General features: G+C 65.0%; 20 protein-coding genes, 1 tRNA gene and 1 pseudogene. 15 read left to right on the top strand and 7 right to left on the bottom strand.

What is annotated here, in order from left to right; genetic code table 11:
- Nucleotides 1–52: 52 nt before the first annotated feature.
- From ACFQ0E_RS18260 to ACFQ0E_RS18215, 10 genes are all read left to right on the top strand, one after another.
- Nucleotides 53–835 (top strand): ankyrin repeat domain-containing protein, encoded by a 783-nt coding sequence (locus tag ACFQ0E_RS18260; RefSeq protein WP_386826308.1) that lies wholly within the window; start codon nucleotides 53–55, stop codon nucleotides 833–835.
- 85 nt (nucleotides 836–920) lie between these two features.
- Complete coding sequence (locus tag ACFQ0E_RS18255; RefSeq protein WP_386826306.1) at nucleotides 921–2,111, top strand: XVIPCD domain-containing protein; 1,191 nt, start codon at nucleotides 921–923, stop codon at nucleotides 2,109–2,111.
- Nucleotides 2,112–2,388: 277 nt separating this feature from the next.
- Nucleotides 2,389–2,586, top strand: coding sequence for a 50S ribosomal protein L35 (rpmI, locus tag ACFQ0E_RS18250; protein ID WP_027083463.1), 198 nt, complete (start codon nucleotides 2,389–2,391; stop codon nucleotides 2,584–2,586).
- A 12-nt stretch (nucleotides 2,587–2,598) separates the two neighbouring features.
- Entirely contained in the window at nucleotides 2,599–2,958 is a 360-nt protein-coding gene (gene rplT, locus ACFQ0E_RS18245) for a 50S ribosomal protein L20 (protein WP_137851956.1), read from the top strand.
- Between the two features lie 129 nt (nucleotides 2,959–3,087).
- Entirely contained in the window at nucleotides 3,088–4,083 is a 996-nt protein-coding gene (gene pheS, locus ACFQ0E_RS18240; RefSeq protein ID WP_386826303.1) for a phenylalanine--tRNA ligase subunit alpha, read from the top strand.
- A gap of 115 nt (nucleotides 4,084–4,198) precedes the next feature.
- Nucleotides 4,199–6,601, top strand: a complete 2,403-nt coding sequence (pheT, locus tag ACFQ0E_RS18235) for a phenylalanine--tRNA ligase subunit beta (RefSeq protein WP_386826301.1) — start codon at nucleotides 4,199–4,201, stop codon at nucleotides 6,599–6,601.
- A gap of 67 nt (nucleotides 6,602–6,668) precedes the next feature.
- On the top strand, nucleotides 6,669–6,971 hold the full coding sequence (locus ACFQ0E_RS18230; protein WP_137851953.1) for an integration host factor subunit alpha: 303 nt from the start codon (nucleotides 6,669–6,671) through the stop codon (nucleotides 6,969–6,971).
- Nucleotides 6,964–7,320, top strand: coding sequence for a MerR family transcriptional regulator (locus ACFQ0E_RS18225; RefSeq protein WP_137851952.1), 357 nt, complete (start codon nucleotides 6,964–6,966; stop codon nucleotides 7,318–7,320). The genes ACFQ0E_RS18230 and ACFQ0E_RS18225 overlap by 8 nt, the downstream gene beginning before the upstream one ends.
- A 54-nt stretch (nucleotides 7,321–7,374) precedes the next feature.
- Nucleotides 7,375–7,451: transfer RNA gene (locus tag ACFQ0E_RS18220), tRNA-Pro, on the top strand.
- A gap of 492 nt (nucleotides 7,452–7,943) precedes the next feature.
- Complete coding sequence (locus ACFQ0E_RS18215; RefSeq protein WP_386826298.1) at nucleotides 7,944–9,152, top strand: phospholipase D family protein; 1,209 nt, start codon at nucleotides 7,944–7,946, stop codon at nucleotides 9,150–9,152.
- On the opposite strand, the gene ACFQ0E_RS18210 is transcribed toward ACFQ0E_RS18215, so the two are convergent.
- Both ACFQ0E_RS18210 and ACFQ0E_RS18205 read right to left on the bottom strand, forming a co-directional pair.
- A complete protein-coding gene (locus ACFQ0E_RS18210) occupies nucleotides 9,149–10,807 on the bottom strand; it encodes an N-6 DNA methylase (RefSeq protein ID WP_386826296.1) in 1,659 nt (552 codons plus the stop codon). The genes ACFQ0E_RS18215 and ACFQ0E_RS18210 overlap by 4 nt on opposite strands.
- The gene (locus ACFQ0E_RS18205) at nucleotides 10,804–11,001 is read right to left on the bottom strand and encodes a ribbon-helix-helix domain-containing protein (protein ID WP_386826294.1); all 198 of its coding nucleotides are present in this window, start codon (nucleotides 10,999–11,001) and stop codon (nucleotides 10,804–10,806) included. Before ACFQ0E_RS18205 ends, ACFQ0E_RS18210 begins: the two co-directional genes overlap by 4 nt.
- Nucleotides 11,002–11,506: 505 nt before the next feature.
- Between ACFQ0E_RS18205 and ACFQ0E_RS18200 the strand changes: the two genes are divergently transcribed.
- Together ACFQ0E_RS18200 and ACFQ0E_RS18195 are read left to right on the top strand one after the other, a co-directional pair.
- Nucleotides 11,507–11,698, top strand: coding sequence for a hypothetical protein (locus tag ACFQ0E_RS18200; protein WP_386826292.1), 192 nt, complete (start codon nucleotides 11,507–11,509; stop codon nucleotides 11,696–11,698).
- Between the two features lie 417 nt (nucleotides 11,699–12,115).
- Nucleotides 12,116–12,334 carry a polyprenyl synthetase gene (locus ACFQ0E_RS18195; protein WP_386826290.1) on the top strand — a complete coding sequence of 73 codons (219 nt, stop codon included), beginning with the start codon at nucleotides 12,116–12,118 and terminating at the stop codon, nucleotides 12,332–12,334.
- 638 nt (nucleotides 12,335–12,972) lie between these two features.
- On the opposite strand, the pseudogene ACFQ0E_RS18190 reads toward ACFQ0E_RS18195, so the two are convergent.
- Nucleotides 12,973–13,212, bottom strand: a pseudogene (locus tag ACFQ0E_RS18190) (transposase); the annotation flags it as partial.
- A gap of 175 nt (nucleotides 13,213–13,387) precedes the next feature.
- Entirely contained in the window at nucleotides 13,388–15,370 is a 1,983-nt protein-coding gene (locus tag ACFQ0E_RS18185; protein WP_386826288.1) for a serine protease, read from the bottom strand.
- Here ACFQ0E_RS18185 and ACFQ0E_RS18180 point away from each other — a divergent pair.
- The 3 genes from ACFQ0E_RS18180 (at nucleotide 15,353) to ACFQ0E_RS18170 (ending at nucleotide 17,745) form a co-directional block, all read left to right on the top strand.
- Nucleotides 15,353–15,871, top strand: a complete 519-nt coding sequence (locus ACFQ0E_RS18180; RefSeq protein WP_386826286.1) for a hypothetical protein — start codon at nucleotides 15,353–15,355, stop codon at nucleotides 15,869–15,871. The genes ACFQ0E_RS18185 and ACFQ0E_RS18180 overlap by 18 nt on opposite strands.
- A 236-nt stretch (nucleotides 15,872–16,107) precedes the next feature.
- Nucleotides 16,108–17,160, top strand: coding sequence for a TraB/GumN family protein (locus tag ACFQ0E_RS18175; protein ID WP_386826285.1), 1,053 nt, complete (start codon nucleotides 16,108–16,110; stop codon nucleotides 17,158–17,160).
- A gap of 99 nt (nucleotides 17,161–17,259) precedes the next feature.
- Nucleotides 17,260–17,745, top strand: a complete 486-nt coding sequence (locus ACFQ0E_RS18170; protein WP_386826283.1) for a hypothetical protein — start codon at nucleotides 17,260–17,262, stop codon at nucleotides 17,743–17,745.
- A gap of 15 nt (nucleotides 17,746–17,760) precedes the next feature.
- Here the strand turns inward: ACFQ0E_RS18170 and ACFQ0E_RS18165 are convergent, their stop codons facing one another.
- The 3 genes from ACFQ0E_RS18165 to ACFQ0E_RS18155 form a co-directional block, all read right to left on the bottom strand.
- Nucleotides 17,761–18,759, bottom strand: coding sequence for an alpha/beta hydrolase (locus tag ACFQ0E_RS18165; RefSeq protein ID WP_386826281.1), 999 nt, complete (start codon nucleotides 18,757–18,759; stop codon nucleotides 17,761–17,763).
- The gene (gene dxs, locus ACFQ0E_RS18160; protein WP_386826280.1) at nucleotides 18,759–20,705 is read right to left on the bottom strand and encodes a 1-deoxy-D-xylulose-5-phosphate synthase; all 1,947 of its coding nucleotides are present in this window, start codon (nucleotides 20,703–20,705) and stop codon (nucleotides 18,759–18,761) included. Before dxs ends, ACFQ0E_RS18165 begins: the two co-directional genes overlap by 1 nt.
- Nucleotides 20,706–20,797: 92 nt before the next feature.
- Nucleotides 20,798–21,499: hypothetical protein (locus tag ACFQ0E_RS18155; protein ID WP_386826278.1), on the bottom strand; the 702-nt coding region annotated here is incomplete at its 5' end.

Here is a 21,499-nt window from a genome sequence, read left to right as displayed (position 1 = left end):
CTTGCCGGCACGATGCACCCATCGATGCGTTCAATGTGTCCCGAGGTGAGCGATGCGGCTGGACCGTCTGACCGCCGGGCCGGCGGCTCCCGCCATCCTGCTGCTCATCGCCACCTGCGTCGCCTGTACCGCTTGCGCCAAGGAGAAGTCCGCAATGCCCGCAACCGCAGAAATCCACCGCGTGTCGCCGAATCAGGTCTTTCCCGACCCGGCGGTCGCGGCCCTGGCCGAGGCCATCGCCGAGGGCGACCTCGCCCGCATCCGCACGCTCGCGCCCGCCACCGACCTCGCCGCACGCGGCAACAAGCAGGTGACCCTGCTGCAGTGGGCCCTGCTCAACCAGCGCCTGGACAGCCTGAAGGCGCTGCTCGATGCCGGCGCCGACCCGAAACAGCCCGGCGTCGACGGCGAGACCGTCGTCCACATGGCGGCGATGGCCAACGACCCGGCCTATCTCGCCGAGCTGCTGGCGCGCGGCGCCGACCCGAACGTGCGCAATCCCGAGTCCGGCGCCGGTCCGCTGCGCGCCGCGCTGATGGGCGAGCGCGAGGCCCAGTTCCGTGCGCTGCTCGCCGCCGGCGCCGACCCGAACCTGGCCGACCGCCTCGGCAACACGCCGCTGCACGTCGCCGGCCAGATCAACGAGCCGGCGCGCGCGCTCGACCTGCTCGATGCCGGCGCCGACCCGAACGCCCGCAACGCACAGGGTGCGACGTTCCAGCGCTACCTGTTCATGACCCGCGCCGCCCTGCTCAACGCCGAGACGCGCAAGCGCCGCGAGGCGGTCGAGGCATGGCTGGCGCAGCGCGGCATTCCGCTGGAGGGCGCGCGCTGATCGCGCGAGGGATTTCTTGACGTGCCGGCCCGAGCGGCCGGCGTCTCCCGGGCACACCGGGACTAAGATGGGGAGAGTGGCAGGGATGAATGCACGGATCGATCCGGACCGCTTGGGCGGCCAGACACAGCGACCGACCTTCGCCGATGAGGTGCGCGGGCAGTCTGCGCTGCCGGTGGACATGACGCTCGCCAAGCTCATGCGCGACGTCTACGACTACGACCGCAACGGCCGGCAGGAGGGCGTCGGCCAGTGGAAGCCGCTGGGCGAGGACGAACTGCGCCGCCACGGCATCGATCCGACCCTGCTGAAGAACCAGAGCAGCGGGTTCATGGCCGTGATCTACGGCGACGGCCAGGGCCGCCACGTGCTGGCCTACAGCGGCACCGACGAGGGCAAGGACTGGCTGACCAACTTCGGCCAGGGCCTGGGCTTCGAGACCTCGCAGTACAACCAGGCGATGGCGCTGGCCCGCCAGGCCAAGGTCGCCTTCGGCCAGGACATGGTCATCACCGGGCATTCGCTGGGTGGCGGGCTGGCTGCGGCGGCCGCCGTCGCGACCGACACCCCGGCCGTCACCTTCAATGCGGCGGGCGTGCACGACAAGACCCTCGAACGCGTCGGCCTGGACGCGGATGCGGTCAAGCGCGAAGCGGAGCAGGGCGGACTCGTCCGCCGCTACGCCGTGCAGAACGAGATCCTGACCGAGCTGCAGGAACACAAGCCGATCATCCGCCACCTCATGCCGGATGCGGTCGGCCACAAGATCGAATTGCCGGACCCGGACCCCCTGGGCTTCTGGCAGAAGCTCAATCCGGTGAAATCGGTGAAGCACGGCGTCGAGATGCACTACATCGACGCGGTGATCGAGGCGCAGGAGAAGGTTTTCGGCAAGGACTTCGAAACCCGCGGCGCTCGGATGGACCAACCGGCCCATCCGGCGAACCCGCTGTACCGGCAGTCGCTGGGCGCCCTGCAGCCGCAGGCCTCGGCGCGCGGCCTCGACGGCGTGCAGACCGAGCGACTGGCCGGCGCCCTGGCCGTGGAGGCCCAGCGCGGCGGTCTGCAGCGGGTCGACCATGTCGTGTTCGGCGAGGACGGCCGTCGCGCGTTCGCGGTGCAGGGCCACCAGCCGGAAACCCAGCGCGTTGCCCATGTCGACGTCGCAACCGCCCGCGAACAGCCGCTGGAACGCAGCAGCGAGCAGGCGCTGGCGCAGGCCGGGCAGCCGCAGGCCATGCCCGCGCAGGAACCGCAGGTTGCCCGCGCCCGCTGATCCGGTCGGACGCGTTCGGGCAAATCCATGATTTCCATGGAAATTGGCTCCAGTCCGGTTTGCATCGCCGGGCGGGGCCGGGCATAATGCGCGGCCCGGTTTGCCGGGATGCTGCACGCAACACCCGCGTCACTCGCGTGACTTCGGTACGGACCCGTCGTCGGACCGCCAGGAAATTTCCTTGCGGATCAACGACCTAAAACCGGCAGGGCAGGACGGAAAGAGCAGTTTCGGCTGCCGCCCACGCCAGTACTCGATCAGACCCCAGGACTTTCCAATGCCCAAGATCAAGACCAATCGGGCGGCGGCCAAGCGCTTCCGGAAGACCGCTTCCGGCAAGTACAAGTGCGGCCACGCCAACAAGAGCCACATCCTCACCAAGAAAGCGACCAAGCGGAAGCGCAACCTGCGGCAGACGAACCACGTTCGTGCCGAGGACGCAGGCCGTCTGGATCGCATGCTTCCGTATTTGTGAGGAGACTGAACAATGGCACGAGTTAAACGTGGTGTTACGGCGCGTCGCCGCCACAAGAAAATCCTGAAGCAGGCCAAGGGCTACTACAACGCCCGCCGCAAAGTCTTCCGCGTCGCCAAGCAGGCGGTCACGAAGGCCCTGCAGTACGCCTACATCGGCCGCAAGCAGAAGAAGCGCAATTTCCGCACCCTGTGGATCGCCCGTATCAACGCGGCCGCCCGCAGCAACGGCATCAGCTACAGCCGCTTCATCAACGGCCTGCTCAAGGCCGGTATCACCCTCGACCGCAAGGTGCTGGCCGACATCGCCGTGCACGACGCGAAGGGCTTTACCGCGCTGGCTGAAAAGGCGAAGAGCGCGCTCGCGGCATAACTGATTCCCCTCCGAGCCCGCACTTCCCGTGCAGGCTCGGTGCGAAGGACATCGAACCATGCATGGGGAAGGGCGCAAGTCCTTCCCCATGTTCGTTTTTGCGGCACACGAAAAGACGGAACCGTCGACATGAGCGATCTGGAACATCTTTCGACCACGGCGCTGGCGGACATCGCCGCCGCCGAGACTCCCGAGGCGCTGGAAGCCCTGCGCGTCGCGCTGTTCGGCAAGAGCGGCAGCGTGTCGGCATTGATGAAATCGCTCGGCGCATTGCCGGCCGACCAGCGCAAGGCCGCGGGCGAGGCGATCAACCGCGTGCGCGACGGTCTCGGCGACGCGCTTGCCGCACGCAAGGCCGCGATCGACGAGGCGGTGCTCGAAGCGCGCCTCGCCAGCGAAACCATCGACGTGACCCTGCCGGGCCGCGATGCCGCACGCGGCGGCCTGCATCCGGTCACGCGCACGCTGGAGCGCATCACCGAGATCTTCGGCCGGCTCGGCTACGAACTCGCCGACGGCCCCGAGATCGAGGACGACTGGCACAACTTCGAGGCGCTGAACTTCCCGCCGCACCATCCGGCGCGCGCCATGCACGACACCTTCTATTTCAACGACGGCCGCCTCCTGCGCACGCATACCTCGGGCTGCCAGGTGCGCTACATGCTCGACCAGAAGCCGCCGCTGCGCATGATCGCCGCCGGCAAGGTCTATCGCAGCGACAGCGACCAGACGCACACGCCGATGTTCCACCAGGTCGAAGGGCTGCTCGTCGACGAGCACGCCAGCTTCGCCGACCTCAAGGGCACGCTCGCCGAATTCGTCCGCGCCTTCTTCGAGCGCGACTTCGAGATGCGCTTCCGCCCGAGCTACTTCCCCTTCACCGAGCCCTCGGCCGAAGTCGACATCGCCTGGCAGCAGCCCGACGGTTCGACGCGCTGGCTGGAAGTGCTCGGCTGCGGCATGGTCCACCCGAACGTGCTGCGCAGCGTCGGCATCGATCCCGAGCGCTACACCGGCTTCGCCTTCGGCCTCGGCGTCGAGCGTTTCACGATGCTGCGCTACGGCGTGAACGACCTGCGCAACTTCTTCGACAACGACGTGCGCTTCCTGAAGCAGTTCGCGTAATTCGCGGCGACGATCGCTGTCATCCCGAGCGCAGCGAGGGACCTGCTTTCCAATCCGGACATTCGAACCGCAGGTGCCTCACTGCGTTCGGAATGACACAACAAGGTGTCCAAGCATGAAATTCTCCGAAAACTGGTTGCGGCAACATGTGAAGACCGACGCCTCGCGCGAGCAGCTCGCGGCGACGCTCACCGCCATCGGTCTTGAAGTCGAGGAACTCACGGTGCTCGGCGCCGCGCTCGACGGCGTGGTCGTCGCGCGCATCGTCGAATGCGCGAAGCATCCCGAAGCCGATCGCCTGCAGGTCTGCCAGGTCGATGCCGGCACCGGTGGTCTTCTGCAGATCGTCTGTGGCGCACCGAACGCGCGCCCGGGCCTGATCGCGCCGCTCGCGACCATCGGCACCCATGTCGGCGAACTCACGATCAAGGCCGCGAAACTGCGCGGCGTCGAATCCAACGGCATGCTCTGCTCGGCGAAGGAGCTCGGCATCGACGCCGATGCCTCCGGCCTGCTCGAACTGCCGGCCGACGCGCCGATCGGCACGCCGCTCGCCGATTACCTCGGCCTGCCCGACGCGACGATCGAACTCAAGCTCACCCCGAATCGCGCCGACTGCTTCGGCGTGCGCGGCATCGCCTTCGACGCCGCCGCCGCACTCGGCAGCCAGGTCGAACCGCTGCAGGCCGATCCCGTGCCGGCCGCGAGCGACGCCGTGCTGGCCGTCGAACTCGATGCCGGCGCGAAAGTGCCGCGTTTCGCCGGTCGCGTGATCGACGGCGTCGACGCGACGGTGCCGACGCCGCTGTGGATGGCCGAGCGCCTGCGCCGCAGCGGTGTGCGCCCGATCAGCTTCCTCGTCGACGTGACGCAATACGTGATGCTGGAACTCGGCCAGCCGATGCACGCGTTCGACAAGGACACGCTGCAGGCGCCGGTGGTCGTGCGTCCCGCGCGCACCGGTGAAGAAACCAAACTGCTCGACGGCCGCACGGTCGAACTGGACGAGGATTTCCTCGTCGTCTCCGACAGCACCGGCGGTCGCGGCGCGCGCGCCGTCGCGCTGGGCGGGATCATGGGCGGGCACGACACGCGCGTGACCGACGCCACCCGCAATGTCTTCCTCGAAGCCGCGCACTGGGTGCCGTCTGCAATCATCGGCCGCAGCCGCAAGCTCGGCATGCACACCGACGCCGGCCATCGCTTCGAGCGCGGCGTCGACCCGGAACTGCCGCGCATCGCCGTCGAATACGCAACTCGGCTCATCCTCGACATCGCCGGCGGCGTGCCCGGCCCGGTGATCGACGTGGTCCGCGACGCCGACATGCCCAAGCCGCAGGTCGTCGGCCTGCGCCGCGAGCGCCTCGCCCGCGTGCTCGGCGTGCGCGTGCCCGATGCCGAAGTCGAACGCATCCTGCGTGCGCTCGGCCTGGGCGTGGACGCGACCACCGACGGCTGGACCGTCACCGCGCCGACGCGCCGCTTCGACATCGCGATCGAAGAGGACCTGGTCGAGGAAATCGCCCGCATCCACGGCTACAACGCGATCCCGACCACGCTGCCCGGCGGCGCCACGCGCGTCGTCGCGCAGCCCGAGAGCGTGCTCGACGAAGTCACGGTGCGCCGGCAGATGGTCGCCCGCGACTACCTCGAAACCATCAACTACGCCTTCGTCGACGCCGGCCTGCTCGACAGCTGGCAGGCCGCCGAGGGCGCGGTCGCGCTGGCCAACCCGCTCAGCGCCGAACTCGGCGTGATGCGGACCTCGCTGCTGCCCGGCTTGGTCGCCGCGCTGGGCCGCAACGCCGCGCGCCAGCAGCGCCGCCTGCGCCTCTTCGAGGTCGGCAAGACCTTCCACGCCCGGGCCGTCGGCGAGGCCCCGCGCGAGACCCGCCGGATCGCGGCCGTCGCCAGCGGCGATGTCCAGGCCGAGCAGTGGGGCGCCCCCGCCCGTCCGGTCGATTTCCACGACATCAAGGGCGACCTCGAAGCCCTGGCCGCCGCCTCCGGCGCCCGGCTGATCTTCCGTCCGTCGGGGATCGCCTGGGGCCACCCCGGCCGCTCGGCCGACATCCTCCGCATCGATGGCGACGCCGAGGTCGCGATCGGCTGGATCGGCCAGCTTCACCCCCGCCTGCAGAAGGCGCTGGACCTGGACGCCCCGGTCGTGGCCTTCGAGGTCGAGCTGGCCCCGCTGCAGCGCCGCGCCCTGCCGGCGGCCAGCGCCCTCAGCCCGTATCCGTCCGTCCGCCGGGATCTCGCGTTCGTCGTCCCGGAAACGGTGTGCTGGGCGGCCCTCGAAGCCAGCGTCCGCGCCGCCGCAGGCCCGTCGTTGCGGGACCTGACGCTGTTCGACCGCTACGTCGGCAAGGGGGTCGAAACCGGATGCAAGAGCCTCGCTATGGGCTTGATTCTCCAAGAAGAATCACGCACTCTGACCGACCGCGAAGTCGATCAGGTGGTGGCTGAAGTCATCGCCGCGCTGCGCGGGCAACACGGCGCGGAAATCCGCTCGTGAGCCGGCCAGGTGGCCGGTTTCGCCGGCCGCCTCGCGCAGTTCAACGGGCTCGTTTTGGGGGAAACGGATGGCTTTGACCAAGGCAGAAATGGCGGAACGCCTGTTCGACGAGGTCGGTCTGAACAAGCGTGAGGCGAAGGAATTCGTGGACGCGTTCTTCGACGTGCTCCGCGAGGCGCTGGAGCAGGGACGCCAGGTCAAGCTGTCCGGCTTCGGCAACTTCGACCTGCGCCGCAAGAACCAGCGCCCCGGCCGCAACCCCAAGACCGGCGAGGAGATCCCGATCTCCGCCCGCACCGTCGTCACCTTCCGCCCCGGCCAGAAGCTGAAGGAGCGGGTCGAGGCCTACGCGGGAGCCGGCGATGCTTGATCCCGGCAGCAACCGCGAACTCCCCCCGATCCCGGCCAAGCGCTACTTCACCATCGGCGAAGTCAGCGAGCTGTGCGACGTCAAGCCGCACGTCCTGCGCTACTGGGAAACCGAATTCCCCAGCCTCAAGCCGGTCAAGCGGCGCGGCAACCGCCGCTACTACCAGCGCCACGACGTGCTGATGGTCCGGCAGATCCGCAGCCTCCTCTACGAACAGGGCTACACCATCGGCGGCGCGCGCCTGCGCCTCGACGGCGATGGCGCCAAGCAGGAATCCGCCATGAGCTCGCAGATCATCCGCCAGGTGCGGATGGAGCTCGAAGAGGTCCTGCTGCTTCTCAAGCGTTGATCGCTCGCAAGGCTGGCCTGCCAGCCGCGCGGCGAGTACAATGCGCGACCTACCCGGGGTATAGCGCAGCCTGGTAGCGCACCAGTCTGGGGGACTGGTGGTCGTCGGTTCGAATCCGGCTACCCCGACCAAATTCAAGTCCGGCCAAGGCCGGCAGCATCTGATAAGTGATTGAAAACCCCGGAGCGATCCGGGGTTTTTTGTTGGGGTTGTCTTGGGGCGCCCTTGGATTCTCAGCTCCGATGGAGGCTGTCAAATCTTACAGTCTGCGGCGGATATCACATGCGCTCTATGATGCGGTTCGGAGTATCGGAGAAATATGTAATCAGATTCGCTACATCTCTTGCGAATGGAGGGCAGGGATGGTGAGGAGTCGTTTACGCCGGGCTTATTTCCTAGGGGCGAACCTTTGTCCGCAAGTATGGGCCTCCGCCATGTCTCTAATGCCTTCATGGATGTTGATCATGACGGCGGATCGCGAGCTGCGAGCAGTAGGGGTTGGCTCGTAGTCCCTCGATTGGATGTCAGCAGCAAGTCGATTCACATCGAGAATCCTGTCCGCTATCCTCCGGCGTTCAGTTTGTCTGGGGAGGTGTCCCTGCTAACTTGATGGGGAAGCAAACATGGCAAGCAAAAGTTTCATTCTGCAGGGGTTCACTGCTCGGACGCATAAGGCCGCAATCCACGACCTATTCGACGTGGCCGACATTCAGCGCGTCATCGTCAGCGTGGCGTTCGTAAACTTGGGCGGTGTGGAGCTGCTGGAAGAGAAGCTGCAAACACATAAGGAAAAGACGACTGCCTTTATCGGCATTCGCAACGACATAACTACCGTCCAAGGTGCTCGTCGTCTACTCGACCTGGGTGTTGTGTTGTTCACCGTGGACACAGGGACACGTCGAGTTATCTACCACCCCAAGATTTACCTTGTGCGAGGCGCCCAGCACGCGAGATTGATTGTAGGCAGCGCTAACCTGACACCGGGTGGTCTGAACAACAACATAGAAGCCGGTATCTTGATCGAATGTGATCTCGATAACTCGACAGATCGCGCGCTGGTGGAAAGCATTGAAGCAAGTTTCGATGCAGCCCAGGCGGAGCACCCCAACAATATCACCAAGATTACGACGGCGGCTCAGCTAGATGCGCAGTACGAGATTGGCCTGTTGCTTGATGAAATGGCAGCATCGCCTCCACGTCCGTCCAGTTTTGGTACTTCGCCGTCCAACGACGCTACCCCTCGCATCAAGCTCAAAGTTACACCGATATTTAGCTCGATCACTGCGGCCAAACGCGCCGCCAAAAAAGCGGTAGCCAAGGCAATGGCCACGCCGGTGGCAGAGGATAAGGCTGGATATACGCAGCAGGAAGAAGAAAAAGCGCTGACCGAGGGCGTCGAACTTGAACTGGTCTGGCAGAGCAAAGAGCTAAAGCGCCGGGATCTCAATATCCCGGAGGAAGGGCGTAACACCAACCCAACCGGCTCCATCAACCTAGACAAAGGGCGGTTGCCGGAAGACGTGGACCACCGCCACTACTTCCGGGAAGAGGTCTTCGACGCATTAGACTGGTCTCCAAGCACGACCACGGTCGATGAGGCCTTTGCCAGATTCCAGCTCGTCGTACGGGGCGTAGACTATGGCGCGTTCGACTTGCGAATTGCCCATACCACCAGCACCAATACCCGAAGCTACGAACAGCGCAACGCAATGACACGCTTGAGTTGGGGGCTTGCGCGCGATCACGTTGCCAACCTAACACTGATCGGTGGTCGGCTGTCGCTCTACCGGGACAGGGCAAACCCCAAGCGATTCCTTTTGGAAATCGACTAGACGGTCTCACTCGCTTCTTCATCACTAGAAGTCCGGTGCCGCCTGTTGCGCAGTCGCTTCCAGCCATTGAAGACGATGTCTTGCTTGACCTTGGAAAGTCCCAGTCCACCCAACACTTCTTGCGAGTTGGCCTGAAGCACGCCGCGGGCCGACTCGGTCCTAACCTTTTTGTCGAGATCTTTGATGCTGATATTGACCTTACTAGGCAGCGGCATCAGCAGTTTCTCGATTTCACTTGGCACGAGCTCCAGCACACCGCCACCGTAGTGCCTACCTTCCAGCTCGGCACTCAGCGCCGTCAGGCTGTTAATGAAACACGACACAAGCTTGTCAGCTGAGGTGCCGTTCAAAGTGCGAATGCGGTAAGCGGTGTCGGTGGTGTAGGCGCCCGCCTTGTTGAGGATCAGGCGCGGCAGGTCGTGGGAACGCTTCAGCATGCCGATTTCGGTCGAATAGACCGATGGAACGGCAAACCACGGAGAGCGGATCCGACACTTATAGCGCGTGTGCAGCGCATCTTCTTCACCGGCTTCGATATAGCTGCGTGACTTCTTGTAGCGCATCGGTTCGTTGTCCGGGAACCACAGGAAGTTCGTCGGGTTGCCCATTTTGGCGTTGGCCGAGTGTTGTTTCTTATCGTAGATGACACCTGGGCAGTGCTCGCTACGCCCGAACATCGGGTGCGCCCAGCGCTCCAAGCCATGCTCAGCCACGACATCGTCGGTGACCAGGAAGAATTTGTTGGCACCCGTTACGATGCCTACGTCAACGTCTGCCACGTCAGAGAAGCGATGAACTTCCTCGTGTTCGGCCAGCTCGTCGAATAGATCGCGCGTTTCCTTGTCCAGCAAAGCACGCGTCCACTTGCCTGCCACCGTCTTACCGTTGATAGACTGCGGCGCAGCAAAAACGGCCGACGGCTTGACGCGAAGGAACTCGCGATCCTTGACCTCGTAGATCCCAAGGCCTTGGGCTTTGGCCTTCTCGTCCTGCCGCTTTTCGGCCATCAGCAGTACCGCGCCCTGCAAGGTTCCATCGAACCACAGTTTCTCGGGATCGACGATAACCAGACGGCTACATTCCTCGCCCAAGTACGAGCGCAACGATTGTGCATGCATCACATGTATGATTTCAGCTGGCACGACCATGGCCAGCCGACCGCCCGGCCGCAGCATTCGCATGCTGGCCAAGATGAAAGGCACCCAGGCGTTGGTGTGCTTGGTGAACGGCAGCCCCAACTCACGAAAGACCTGCTCGGCCTTCTGCTGGAAGGGTTGCGGCAAATACTGATAACGAACGAAAGGGGGGTTGCCGATTACGGCATCGAAAGTCCCTTCCGCCTTGCCGGTCATATCCAGCGCCCAAGATAGGAAGTCCGTCGAATGGATATTTCCTGCCTTCAGTCCAATTTCCTCGACCCTTCGCTTTGCCTTGACAGCTTCCACTTCGTCCAGCTCGATCGCAGTGATGGCCAAGTCTTCGGGCGCGCCGACTTGGCGGAGTGCCCCCAGGAACACACCATCTCCACAGCTGGGTTCCAAAACCCGCCTAGGTTCGATCTCCATCACCCATTCACACAGGAATGCGGCCAAGTCATCTGGCGTGTAGTAGCCACCCCGCAACTTCTGTGCGGTCTCATTCTCAATAAAATTCATGGCTGTTCCCTACCGACTAACGGCCGTTGATCGGCGACGTACTTCTCGGCCGCATCCCGGATGACCCAGGCGACCGATACTTTTTTTTGCTTGGCTATGCCCTGCAGCGTTGCGCAAATATCGGGTGGAAGGCTGGCCGTGATCCGCACTGTCCGCGGTTTGCCAGTAGGTTTCCGTCCTCGTCTTGCGGCCATAGACAGGGTCTCGAATTAGGTGCATCACTCTACATCACTTTGCTGCTGATCTACAACGGCCCAGCCCAGCACCCTGACTTGGCCCCGGATCACAATCTGCGACTGCCAGGGCAAAAGGGGGCGGGTTCATTCTCCAAGGCCGTGACCCATGTGGCGTGTGAATTCCCTGCGTAAGGCGGATCGTGCACCCGCCGGATGAAAGGCCGTAAGGCGCATGCGCTGTTGTAACGTGCATAAGCGAAGCGTCATGCACCGTTTTGAGTCTCGGACATCGGCAACGTTTGACGGCGCATGACGCCTTCGGCTTATGCGCCCTACAACTGCAAAATCTGGCAGCTGACAGATTGTCGTGATGTGCCCACCGTTGTCCTCCCATTCTCGCACCGTGCTCGGCGCGTCAAGGTCGAGGCAAGTTGCGGTGCAAACCTTGACGCGCCTGCGCGCGATGCGCCTCTGAATCGCCAACGGCGTCCACTCCGGGCGTCAGGCGAAACGGAGGTCCGTCATGTCCAAGCCCAAGCCGAAGTTCCAGCCGTCCAACGTCCTGCTGGTCGAAGTCCTGCCCCAGTTCATCGCCCTGTGCGAAGCCAGCGGCGCCAGCCCGCAAGCAGCACTGCGCGGCATGGCCGCGATGCTCTGCGGTCTGCGCTACGACGAGGATGACCGGCTGGTGCCGCTCGACGTGCCAGCAGCGTGAGCCTCACCCGGGCGCAGGCGGTGTCTGCGCCCGGGAGTCTCGTAGGGTGGCGGTGAGCGCAGCGAACCCCACCAATGCCGAGCCGGTGGCGGTGCAGCGCAGGTCGTGCGTGTCGAAGCGAGAGACGCTGGCATGTTCGAGCCGGTGCCGTGCTTGATGCTCCCGAATGGTGGGGTTCGCTGCGCTCACCACCACCCTACAGGTTGCAGATCAACGGCTGGGTCCGTTCCGCTGGTTCGCATGGGAAGGTCGGCTTCCTGCTGAAGGGCCTGCCGACCGGCCCGGACGGTCGCGCCCTGTCGTCGTGGCACGACTGAAGCCGATGGGTGGGCGAATCACGTGTCCTGCGCATGCGTCTCAAGCCGCGCACGTGCCCGTTGGTACACAATGCAGCACCTCGACAGATCTGGAAGCCACATGGACATTAAAGCCCTTCTGACTGCGGCTTTGCGCGAGGCAGGTTATGGGCCGGACGCCATAGGCTCGGCGATGCCCAGGCTCCTGCGCATTCTGGAGGCCGAGGATGTACGGATCGAAATGGGGCGCAACCTGTCGCGCAAGGAGCGCGAATACGTACGCCTTCAACTCGAACTGGGACTTGGCGTGTCGGAAATCGTCGCAGCGTTGAAGAAGTGAGCGACGGCGCTGCGCGCAGTAGGGCCCGGCAAGCACAGGACACCTGACAGCACCGCGCCTGTCGAATGCCACCCTCGCTTCGACCGGCAACGTTGCCCCTTCGTGGGCCGTCGTCGGTCCTTTGATGGGCGGCGTTGCTCCTCCGAGGGCCGCCGCAGGCCCTTTGACGGGCAACGTTGCCCCTTCGACGGCCATCGTTGGCCCTTTCACCGGCAACGTTCCCCGTTCTAGAGCCGTCGTTGTCCCTTCCACTGGCAGCGTTGCGCCCTGGGGGGCATCGTTGCCCCTTCGACCGGCAACTTCCTGCCCCTTCGAGGGCATCGTCGGCCCTTTGATGGGCGGCGTTGACGCTTCGAGGGCCAACACCGGCCTTTTGACGGCCGACCTTGTCCCTTCGAGGGCCAATAACGGCCCTTCGACGGGCAACGTTGCCTCTTCGAGAGGCATCATCGGCGCTGTGATCGGCATCGTTGCGCCTTTGATGGCCGTCGTCGGCCCTTTGGCTAGCAGCATTGCCTCCGCGAAGCCATTCGTCCGGATAAGGCCGAAGGCGCACATGGGGACTTCGTGACGGTTCGTGTTACTTCCTCCCGGGTTTCGTTGCGCTCTACCCGGGCTACAAAAATTGACGTGCCTGCGCGCGATGCGCGACACATCGTCCCGGCGGTCAGGGTGGTCTGGTGCCTGCACCCGCTGCACTGGTGGTAGGCCGACGGGCCTGAAACGTGAACGAGTGCGTCCATCGCACTTGGGGTAGCGGAAGCCCTTGGGCCTGCGCCATTTCTGCAGCGCGCGATGGCACTTGGCCTCTGTTCCGTAGCTGGCGATGAACTCCGTCATCGACAGGTAAACTGGAACTGCACAGCGTTGATGCCCAGGAGCCAATTCACCATCGTCAGGTGGCCGCATCCTTCGGGCAGGCAGGCTCGGTTCGTGCGACCGACGGCTGAGAAACAAGGATGATCAGGTTGCAGGATGGTTCCTTCGACAGGCTGCTGCGCGGAAAAACTGCGCAGCGATGGGTCCGGGCGGACCCATCGCCGTGATGCGCGGTTACGGCTGACAGTTGGCGCCGCCAGTGAGTCGATACAATGAAATCGTGCGACTGGGCCGGCCAGGAATGTTGTACGTCAACGTTGCCGCAGAGCAGCTTGAGAAAGACAGCGTAGCGGTTCCGACCTGCACCGCTGTTGTGATCGGTGCTGCGTCGAAGTTGCCGCCGCTGTTCTGATAGATCGGCAGATTGAACGCGTGCGGACTACCCGGCGTATAAGTGCCCGCTACCGTGTACCAGCGCTGCCCATCGCTTCCGGAAGACTGGCCGTTGATATCGTAAGTGAACCAGGCGATCGAGGCGAGATTGCCGTTTTGCGGCAGGAACGCGAACTGGAAGCCTTGGCCAGAGGTGTTCGGGTCGTACCACGCGCCCTCGAGCGCGGGGCTGATGCCTTGCTGACTGAAGCTGAACGTCGGCGTCCAACCCTGCTCGCAGTACTGTGCGGACCCGAGTCGTGACAGCGGAATCGAACCAGTGCGGGCAGTTCCGTCGAGATTGATTTCATAGTCGAACCTGCCGGAGGTGCAGCTCTGGAACGACAGTGTGGCCGTGCCGACAGCAACCGCATTGGTGATCGGAGGTGCGTCGAAGTTGCCACCCGTGTTGCGATAGACAATCATGCTGCTTGACGTCTGGCCGTACGAGAACGGCGCTGAAACGCTGAACCAGCGATGCCGAGGTCCCGATTCGCTGTTTTTCTCCGATGATGCGGAGCCTGCGCCGGCATACGTGTACCAGCCGCCGTACACGATCGATTGCTCCGGCCTGATTTCGATGTAGAAACCTTGACCCGACGTTTCGGGTTGATACCACAAGCCGCTCAACTCAGGGGTCATCGGTCGATTTGTTGGAATCGTCGAACCGAGTCCCGCCGCGTTGATAATGAAATTCCGTATCGACGGAGAAGACACCCGCGTGTAAACACCGAATAGATTGGGTTGCGCGCAGCCGATGCCCCAGCTGGTGATTCCGGTCAGGGTCGAGCTGCCGATGCCACGGGTAAGCGGGCCACCGGAGTCGCCTTGGCACGTATCGATACCGCCGGAATCGCGGCCAGCGCATAGCATGTTCGAGGTGATCTGACCGTTATAGGAATTGGCGTCGTTACAGTTGCCGCGATCGATCAGGGGCAATAGCACCCGCCGCAGATTGATCGATCCAGCACCGCCCTGGCTTATCGCGCCCCAGCCAGTGGCGAGCAAGTTGGCGCCGACAGGGCCATCCTCTGTTGCCAGGGTTGCAAACGGAATTCCTGACGTCCCGGTGGCGAGCTGCCATACGGCAACATCGCTATCGTACGTCTTGGGATTCCAGCTGGGATGGATCGTGATACGGACGACGTTGCGGCGAACCCCGGTGCCGTCGAGCCGACGGGCTCCCGTAAGCACTTGAACATTCGCCGCGGTCACGAAGTCACTGCAATGCGCTGCGGTGACGATATGGTTGGCACTGATCAACGTCCCGCCGCAGAACTGTGCGTTGAAATTGTTGCTGATGCTTTTATCCAGCAATGCAACCTGAAACGGGTTGTCGCTGGGGGATGCGTCGGTACCACCGACGATCCTCGTGTTGAGGATCGCATCGATTTCTCTCGGAGTCATTTTTTTCGGCAAGAAGCGCGAAATCTGCTCTTTGCTTCGCCGTTGCACGTGATCCCGCATCCAATTCTTGCCATCGGCGTTCGTGGTCTTGGGTTGGGTGACCGGCCGCGTGGCAGGGCGAAGCGGTGCAGCCGTTCGTCCGTCGGAGAAGCCTTTGATCTTCTGGGCGGAGGCAAGCCCCGGCGTTGTCGCTATCGCTGCGGCCAGCAGCAATAGTGAAAGGTAGCGTGAATATGACCGCAACATGATGAAGTCCTGTTCTGTGGTGTCGGGGGATCCCAGTGCCGTTGTCGCGGCGCCCGAGTCAACGAATGGCGCTTGATGAAACGACAGCGCCAATGGATGTAGCGAGATCTGCAAGTGAACAGGATCACCCATCTGCCTATGAGATCTTCGTGGAAGACGGTGGTTCCAATCGGCTCAATTAAAGGGCTGCGTCCCGGCCTGCGCCAGGACGACGTTATTCTTGCTGTGGGGCAGGGGGCATTTGCTGGAAATGCGATGTGCCGTTCGATGGCCGCGACGCGTAAGCTTCACTCGGGCGCAGGTGATGCCGGCGTCCGGGGTGCTCGATCCATTGCGATGGGGGTTTTCATGGGTTCGTGGGTCACATGCCTGTGTGGAAACAGACTGCACAAGAACCTGTTCTGTGGTGCGGGCATCTCGCATGTCGTGCCGGAGGAATGGTTCGAACAGGATTTCGATGGCATGGACGGAGAAGGCGTCGTCTCCAGATTGGTGCTCGTTTCCGAAAGGCTGATTCACTGCCCCCAGTGCGCACGACTCGTGTTGGTCAATGATCGCGACGGCGATCCGGTCGTCCGTTTCTATGCACCAGAAGAAGTTTCGGATTCATCGGAAGGCAGATCGCTCGGGTAAGGCCGAAGGCCGCACCGGGGACTGCCGGGGAGGCCTGCATCCGTTCCTCCCGGATGCGCGCGTTGCGCTTATCCGGGCGACAAGGGTTGGTGCATCTGGCTGCGATGCGAGTGCGTATCCAAAGGGCCGCTCAGCCAAGCCCACGATTGGCTGAACGCGGAGGCGGAAGTCCGGCGCGCGTCACGTTTTTTTGTTGGACACTTCGCGTCCCCGTCCCCCCCTTGCTGGATTCGCCGATGACCCCTCGTCCGCTCGCGATGCTCGCCGCCTGCCTGCTCGCTGTCACCTGTGCTTCGCCGGTCCTGGCGCAGACGCCGCCGCCGGAGCCGGTCGGGGAGGATGGGGAGCTGAAGACCAGCGCCGACGACCCGTCGCTGCAGAGCCTGGAGGCGATCGTGGTCAGCGGGCGCCAGCCGGGGCCGGGGTTGTGGAAGGTGACCCGGGGCGGGAACGTGATGTGGATCCTGGGCACGCAGAGCCCGCTGCCCAAGCGCATGGACTGGGATACCGCGCAGGTCGAGCGCCGGTTGTCGGAGTCGCAGGAACTGCTGCTGCCCGCGAGCGTGTCGCTGGATGCGGATGTCGGCTTCTTCAAGGGTTTGCTGCTGCTGCCTTCGCTGCTGAAGGCCCGCAAGAACCCGGACGAGAAGACCCTGAGCGACATCATCCCGCCGGCGCAGTACGCGCGCTGGCAGGTCCTGAAGCAGCGCTACATCGGTTCGGACAAGGGCGTGGAGGAGATGCGTCCGCTGTTCGCCGCGATGGAACTCTATGGCAAGGCGATCAACCGGTCCGGGCTGACCCTGGACAGCGTGATCAGCGAGACCGTGACGAAGCTGGCCCGCCGTCATGATGTGAAGACGACCGATCCGAAGGTCGTGATCAAGATCGAGAACCCGAAGGTGCTGTTGAAGGAATTCCAGCGCACGACCCTCGACGACACCGCGTGCTTCGAGCGCACGCTCTCGCGCATCGAAGGCGACCTCGGGCTGATGACGACCCGCGCCAACGCGTGGGCGCAGGGCGACGTGGAGGCCTTGCGCGACCTGCAGGCGCGCAACACCCAGTGGGCTGCCTGTCGCGACGCATTCACGAATTCGGCGCTCGCCCGCAAGGCGGGCATCACGGACATGGAGGCACGCGTGCGCAAAAGCTGGCTGGATGCCGCCGAAGCGGCACTCGCGCGCAACCGCAGCACCTTCGCACTGCTGTCGACCGCCGATCTGCTGTCGCCGGACGGCTATCTCGCAGCCCTGGCGGCCAAGGGCTACATGGTCGAGGAACCCTGAGTTCGCGGGTTCGAAATCGATCCTCTTCGAATGAATTCCGGCCAGCGTGATCCGGTGGCAGCGCGGATTGCGCTATCGATCATGGAGTGAACCAGGCCCGTGGAGGGCAAAGCCGATGAGTTTCGATCCATGAGTTTCGATCTGATCGTGTTGGTGCCAAGCCTGTCGCGGGACATTGCGGAGCGTTTCAACCGTGAGCCGCATCCCGCCTTGCCCGAGGGCATGCGGTTCGCGACGGACACCTGCGGCGAAGCCAGTCCGTGCTGGGAAGTGCATCACGACGGCGAGGTGTGGGCGGAGATGTATCCCGGGCCGCGCCGGGCGCGTTTCGACGGTGCCCTGTCGCAGCGCGTGGAAGGCCTGACCCATCAGCTGCATTTTCCCAATCGCGCGCATCCGCTCGCCTTCCATCTGGCGGCGGACCTCGCCGAGGCCGCAGGCGGCCTGGTGTTCGATCCGCAATGCGTCGCGGAAGAGTTCGCGGGCGCGCTGGGCGCTGCGTTCACCGCCGACGCCCGGCAGGGTCTCTATTCGCCTGCGCTGACCCGCCTGATCGCGGAGGAAATCCGCCGGGCCGATGGCTGAGACGCCGCGCGGCGCTCAGCTGCCGGTGTAGGGACCGGTGCCCGGCAGCGCCCACAGCAGGCCGTGGGTGATCGTGCGCGGCAGCACGGTGAGATGGTCTTCGCCCGGCAGGATTTCCGAGCGGATACGCAGCCCGGGATAACGGCGTGACTGCAGCACCTGCTCGAAGCGTGTCATGTCGCCGACCATGTCGGTGCCCATGTGGCGCGGGCCGGATCCGCGCGTTTCGTAGGCACCGATCGACAGGAACACGTCGGCCGGCAGGTCCTGGTGGCGCCGGGCGTATGCGGCTTCGACATCGAACATCACGCGACGGTCGAACCACAGCGACGGGCTGCCGAGGATGTAGTGGCTGAACATCGACGGCTTGGTCAGCAGCACGTAGCTGCCGAACAGGCCGCCGAGCGAGTGGCCGACGTAGACCTTGCGCCGCATGTCCACGCGGTACTGCATCGCGATCAACGGGAACACGTCGCGCTCGATGTAGTCGCGGTAGGCGGCGGCTTCGCCGTAGGTATCGTCGCGGCTGTAGGCGTTCGACGACTGCGTGCCGGGGCGTGCGAAGGGATTCGTCGGCGTGTAGTCGCGCCGTTTGCTCGGCATCGACTGCTCGCCGATGCCGTAGGACAGGCCAACCAGCACGAAGTCTTCGAGGTTGCGGCCTTTCGCGCCGATCCGGCGGCGCAGGCTGCGGATCAGCGGCACGCCGTAGTCGGCGTCGGTGGTGAAGACGACGGGATAGGGCCTGTCGTTCTCGAAGTAGGACGGCGGCAGGTCGACCCAGACCTCGTAGCGGCGTCCCGTCGCGGTATTGGGCACCGCGTGCACGCGGGTGTTCGGCAGCGACAGCGGGGGCGCGGCGCGCGGGGTCGACACGGGCGCGGCGGCGCCCGGGGCGGGCGCCGGTGCTTCGATCGGGCGCGTGGGTGCGGAACGCCCGATCCACCAGCCCGCGAGTCCGCCAAGCGCGAGCAGCGCGCCCGCGGCGGCGACGCGCGTGATGGCGGGCGGCATCAACCCGCCGCGCGTGCGGCGGGCGGGGCGACCAGCGCAGGCCAGCGCTGCAGCACGGCGGCGCGGATGCCGTCGGCATCCAGCCCGGCCTCGGCGAGCAGCTGTTCGCGGCTGGCGTGGTGCTGGAAGGCGTCGGGCAGGCCGAGGTGCAGGATCGGCAGGGCGATGCCTTCGGCGGCGAGCAGTTCCGCCACGCCCGAGCCGGCACCGCCGGCGACGACGTTGTCTTCGAGGGTGACGAAGCCGTCGTGGGTCTTCGCCAGTTCGAGGATCAGGCTGCGATCCATCGGGCGGATGAAGCGCATGTTGACGACGGTGAGGTCGAGCGCGTCGCCGACCTGCTGCGCGGCCGGCACGACGGCGCCGAAGGCGAGCAGGGCGATGCGCGCGCCCATGTTCTGCGCCCCCTGGCGACGCAGCTCGGCCTTGCCGATCGGCAGGGTGTCGAGCGAGGGCTGGATCGCCGTGCCGGGACCGGTGCCGCGCGGGTAGCGCACTGCCGCCGGGCCTGCGTACTTGTGGCCAGTGGTGAGCATCTGCCGGCATTCGTTCTCGTCGGCGGGGGCCATCACCACCATGTTCGGCACGCAGCGCAGGAAGCTGAGGTCGAGGTTGCCGGCGTGCGTGGCGCCGTCGGGGCCGACCACGCCGCCGCGATCGATCGCGAACAGCACGTCGAGGTTCTGCGTGGCGACATCGTGGACCAGCTGGTCGTAGGCGCGCTGCAGGAACGTGGAGTAGATCGCGACGACCGGTTTGGCGCCTTCGCAGGCCATGCCGGCGGCCAGCGTCACCGCGTGCTGCTCGGCGATCGCGACGTCGAAATAGCGGTCCGGATATTCCTTGCTGAAGCGCACCAGGCCCGAGCCCTCGCGCATCGCCGGGGTGATGCCCAGCAGCAGCGGGTCGGCGGCGGCCATGTCGCACAGCCAGTCGCTGAAGATGTCGGTGTAGGTCGGCTTCTTCGCGCCGGGCTTCGAGACGAGACCCTTTTCGGGATCGAACGGCGACACGGCGTGATAGCCGATCTGGTCGCCTTCGGCGAGGTCGTAGCCTTTGCCCTTCGTGGTCATCACGTGCAGCAGCTGCGGACCCTTCATGGTCTTCAGCAGCTTGAGCGTCGACACCAGCGCGCCGACATCGTGTCCGTCGATCGGGCCGGTGTAGTGGAAGCCCATTTCCTCGAACAGCGTGGACGGCACGAACATGCCCTTCCAGTGTTCTTCCCAGCGGCGCACGAAACGCGCGGACTTGCTGGTGCGCTTGTCGCCGAGCAGTTTCTTGCCGCTTTCGCGGATCGCGTTGAGCGTGCGACTGCCGGTCATGCGGCCGAGCATCTTGGTCAGCCCGCCGACGTTCTCGCTGATCGACATCTGGTTGTCGTTGAGGATGACGAGCAGGTTCGGCTCGTCGTCCATGCCGCCGGCGTGGTTCAACGCTTCATAGGCCATGCCGGCGGTCATCGCGCCGTCGCCGATCACCGCGACGACGCGGCGGTCGCTGCCCGCGCGCGCGGCGGCGATGGCCATGCCCAGCGCGGCGGAGATCGAGGTGGACGAGTGGCCGACGCCGAAGGTGTCGTATTCGCTTTCCTCGCGCTTGGGGAACGGCGCCACGCCGTCCTTCTGCTTGACCGAGTGGATGACGTCGCGGCGACCCGTCAGGATCTTGTGCGGATAGGTCTGGTGGCCGACGTCCCAGACCAGGCGGTCGTTCGGGGTGTCGTAGAGGTAGTGCAGGGCGACGGTGAGTTCGATCACGCCGAGGCCGGCGCCGAAGTGGCCGCCGCTCTTGCCCACGGATTCGATCAGGTAGGCACGCAGTTCATCGGCGACGGCGCGGAGTTCGCTTTCGTCGAACCGGCGCAGGTCGGCCGGGTACTGGATGCGGGACAGGCGCGGATAACGGGCGCCATCGATGGGAACGGAGGGGACTGAGACGGCCATCCGCGTATTGTCCCCGGACCGCTGCAGGGCGGCAAGGAACGCGGGATGACCGGGACGACATGTCCCGGTTCATCTGCCGTCTGGACGGGCGCTCAGCGCCCGCGGAGTCGACCCAGCAGGCCGCCGCTGGCCTTGTCGGCGGGCGGATCGCCGCCTTCGCTGGCCGGCTCCGCGAAGCCCGTGGTCAGGTTGGCGTTGATGAAGTCGATCACGTCCTCGGCCGGCACGCTGCTGGCGGCGGCGATTTCGGCGATGGTCGACGGGCCCTTCATCATCGCGGTGGCGATGCGGAAGTGGCGGGGGTATTCGCGTTCGGTTTCTGGCCACTTGCTGAGCGTGAAACGGCCATCGGGGCTGTAGCCCGGCAGCATCTTGCCTTCACCGGCGAGCAGGCCGCCGTACCACTGCAGGCGGGTCAGCGACTGCGCGGCGCCGAGCGACGCGACCGCGCTCTGCCAGGCGCTGTCGTCGAGCTGTTCGAAATCGCGCAGGCCGACGGTCGCGGAGAAATACTCGGCCAGCGGCTTGAGCGTGGCCGGGCCGTAGTACTGACGCTGGCCGAAGTCGATGTACAGCTCCGGGCCGCTGCCGTGGCGGTAGCGGGCGCGGCCGGTGAGTGCGCCGGGGCGCAGCCAGTGCGAGAAGGCCGTGCTGCGTGCGGCGGCAGGGGCCTCGACAGGCGTTGGGGCAGGTGCGGGAGCGGGAGCAGCGGCGACGGGTGCTGCAGGCGGCGCAGCCGGAGCCGGAGCGGGTGCGGGTGCGGCCGGCGCAGGTGCGGCCACGGGCGGCGCGAC

The sequence above is a fragment of the Lysobacter brunescens genome, from assembly GCF_042677005.1.
In the GTDB taxonomy this organism is placed as follows: domain Bacteria; phylum Pseudomonadota; class Gammaproteobacteria; order Xanthomonadales; family Xanthomonadaceae; genus Lysobacter_I; species Lysobacter_I brunescens.
Note: the sequence above shows the minus strand (reverse complement) of the source record. Positions and strands in the feature narration are given on the sequence as shown.

Excerpts from the sequence above, each read along its gene's own strand:
- ACFQ0E_RS18210 (WP_386826296.1), bottom strand. The coding sequence starts at position 10,807 with ATGAATTTTATTGAGAATGAGACCGCACAGAAGTTGCGGGGTGGCTAC.
- rpmI (WP_027083463.1), top strand. The coding sequence starts at position 2,389 with ATGCCCAAGATCAAGACCAATCGGGCGGCGGCCAAGCGCTTCCGGAAG.
- ACFQ0E_RS18175 (WP_386826285.1), top strand. The coding sequence starts at position 16,108 with ATGACCCCTCGTCCGCTCGCGATGCTCGCCGCCTGCCTGCTCGCTGTC.
- ACFQ0E_RS18255 (WP_386826306.1), top strand. The coding sequence starts at position 921 with ATGAATGCACGGATCGATCCGGACCGCTTGGGCGGCCAGACACAGCGA.
- ACFQ0E_RS18165 (WP_386826281.1), bottom strand. The coding sequence starts at position 18,759 with ATGCCGCCCGCCATCACGCGCGTCGCCGCCGCGGGCGCGCTGCTCGCG.
- ACFQ0E_RS18230 (WP_137851953.1), top strand. The coding sequence starts at position 6,669 with ATGGCTTTGACCAAGGCAGAAATGGCGGAACGCCTGTTCGACGAGGTC.
- pheS (WP_386826303.1), top strand. The coding sequence starts at position 3,088 with ATGAGCGATCTGGAACATCTTTCGACCACGGCGCTGGCGGACATCGCC.
- ACFQ0E_RS18260 (WP_386826308.1), top strand. The coding sequence starts at position 53 with ATGCGGCTGGACCGTCTGACCGCCGGGCCGGCGGCTCCCGCCATCCTG.
- rplT (WP_137851956.1), top strand. The coding sequence starts at position 2,599 with ATGGCACGAGTTAAACGTGGTGTTACGGCGCGTCGCCGCCACAAGAAA.
- dxs (WP_386826280.1), bottom strand. The coding sequence starts at position 20,705 with ATGGCCGTCTCAGTCCCCTCCGTTCCCATCGATGGCGCCCGTTATCCG.
- ACFQ0E_RS18195 (WP_386826290.1), top strand. The coding sequence starts at position 12,116 with ATGGACATTAAAGCCCTTCTGACTGCGGCTTTGCGCGAGGCAGGTTAT.
- ACFQ0E_RS18215 (WP_386826298.1), top strand. The coding sequence starts at position 7,944 with ATGGCAAGCAAAAGTTTCATTCTGCAGGGGTTCACTGCTCGGACGCAT.
- ACFQ0E_RS18200 (WP_386826292.1), top strand. The coding sequence starts at position 11,507 with ATGTCCAAGCCCAAGCCGAAGTTCCAGCCGTCCAACGTCCTGCTGGTC.
- ACFQ0E_RS18185 (WP_386826288.1), bottom strand. The coding sequence starts at position 15,370 with ATGGGTGATCCTGTTCACTTGCAGATCTCGCTACATCCATTGGCGCTG.
- pheT (WP_386826301.1), top strand. The coding sequence starts at position 4,199 with ATGAAATTCTCCGAAAACTGGTTGCGGCAACATGTGAAGACCGACGCC.
- ACFQ0E_RS18205 (WP_386826294.1), bottom strand. The coding sequence starts at position 11,001 with ATGGCCGCAAGACGAGGACGGAAACCTACTGGCAAACCGCGGACAGTG.
- ACFQ0E_RS18225 (WP_137851952.1), top strand. The coding sequence starts at position 6,964 with ATGCTTGATCCCGGCAGCAACCGCGAACTCCCCCCGATCCCGGCCAAG.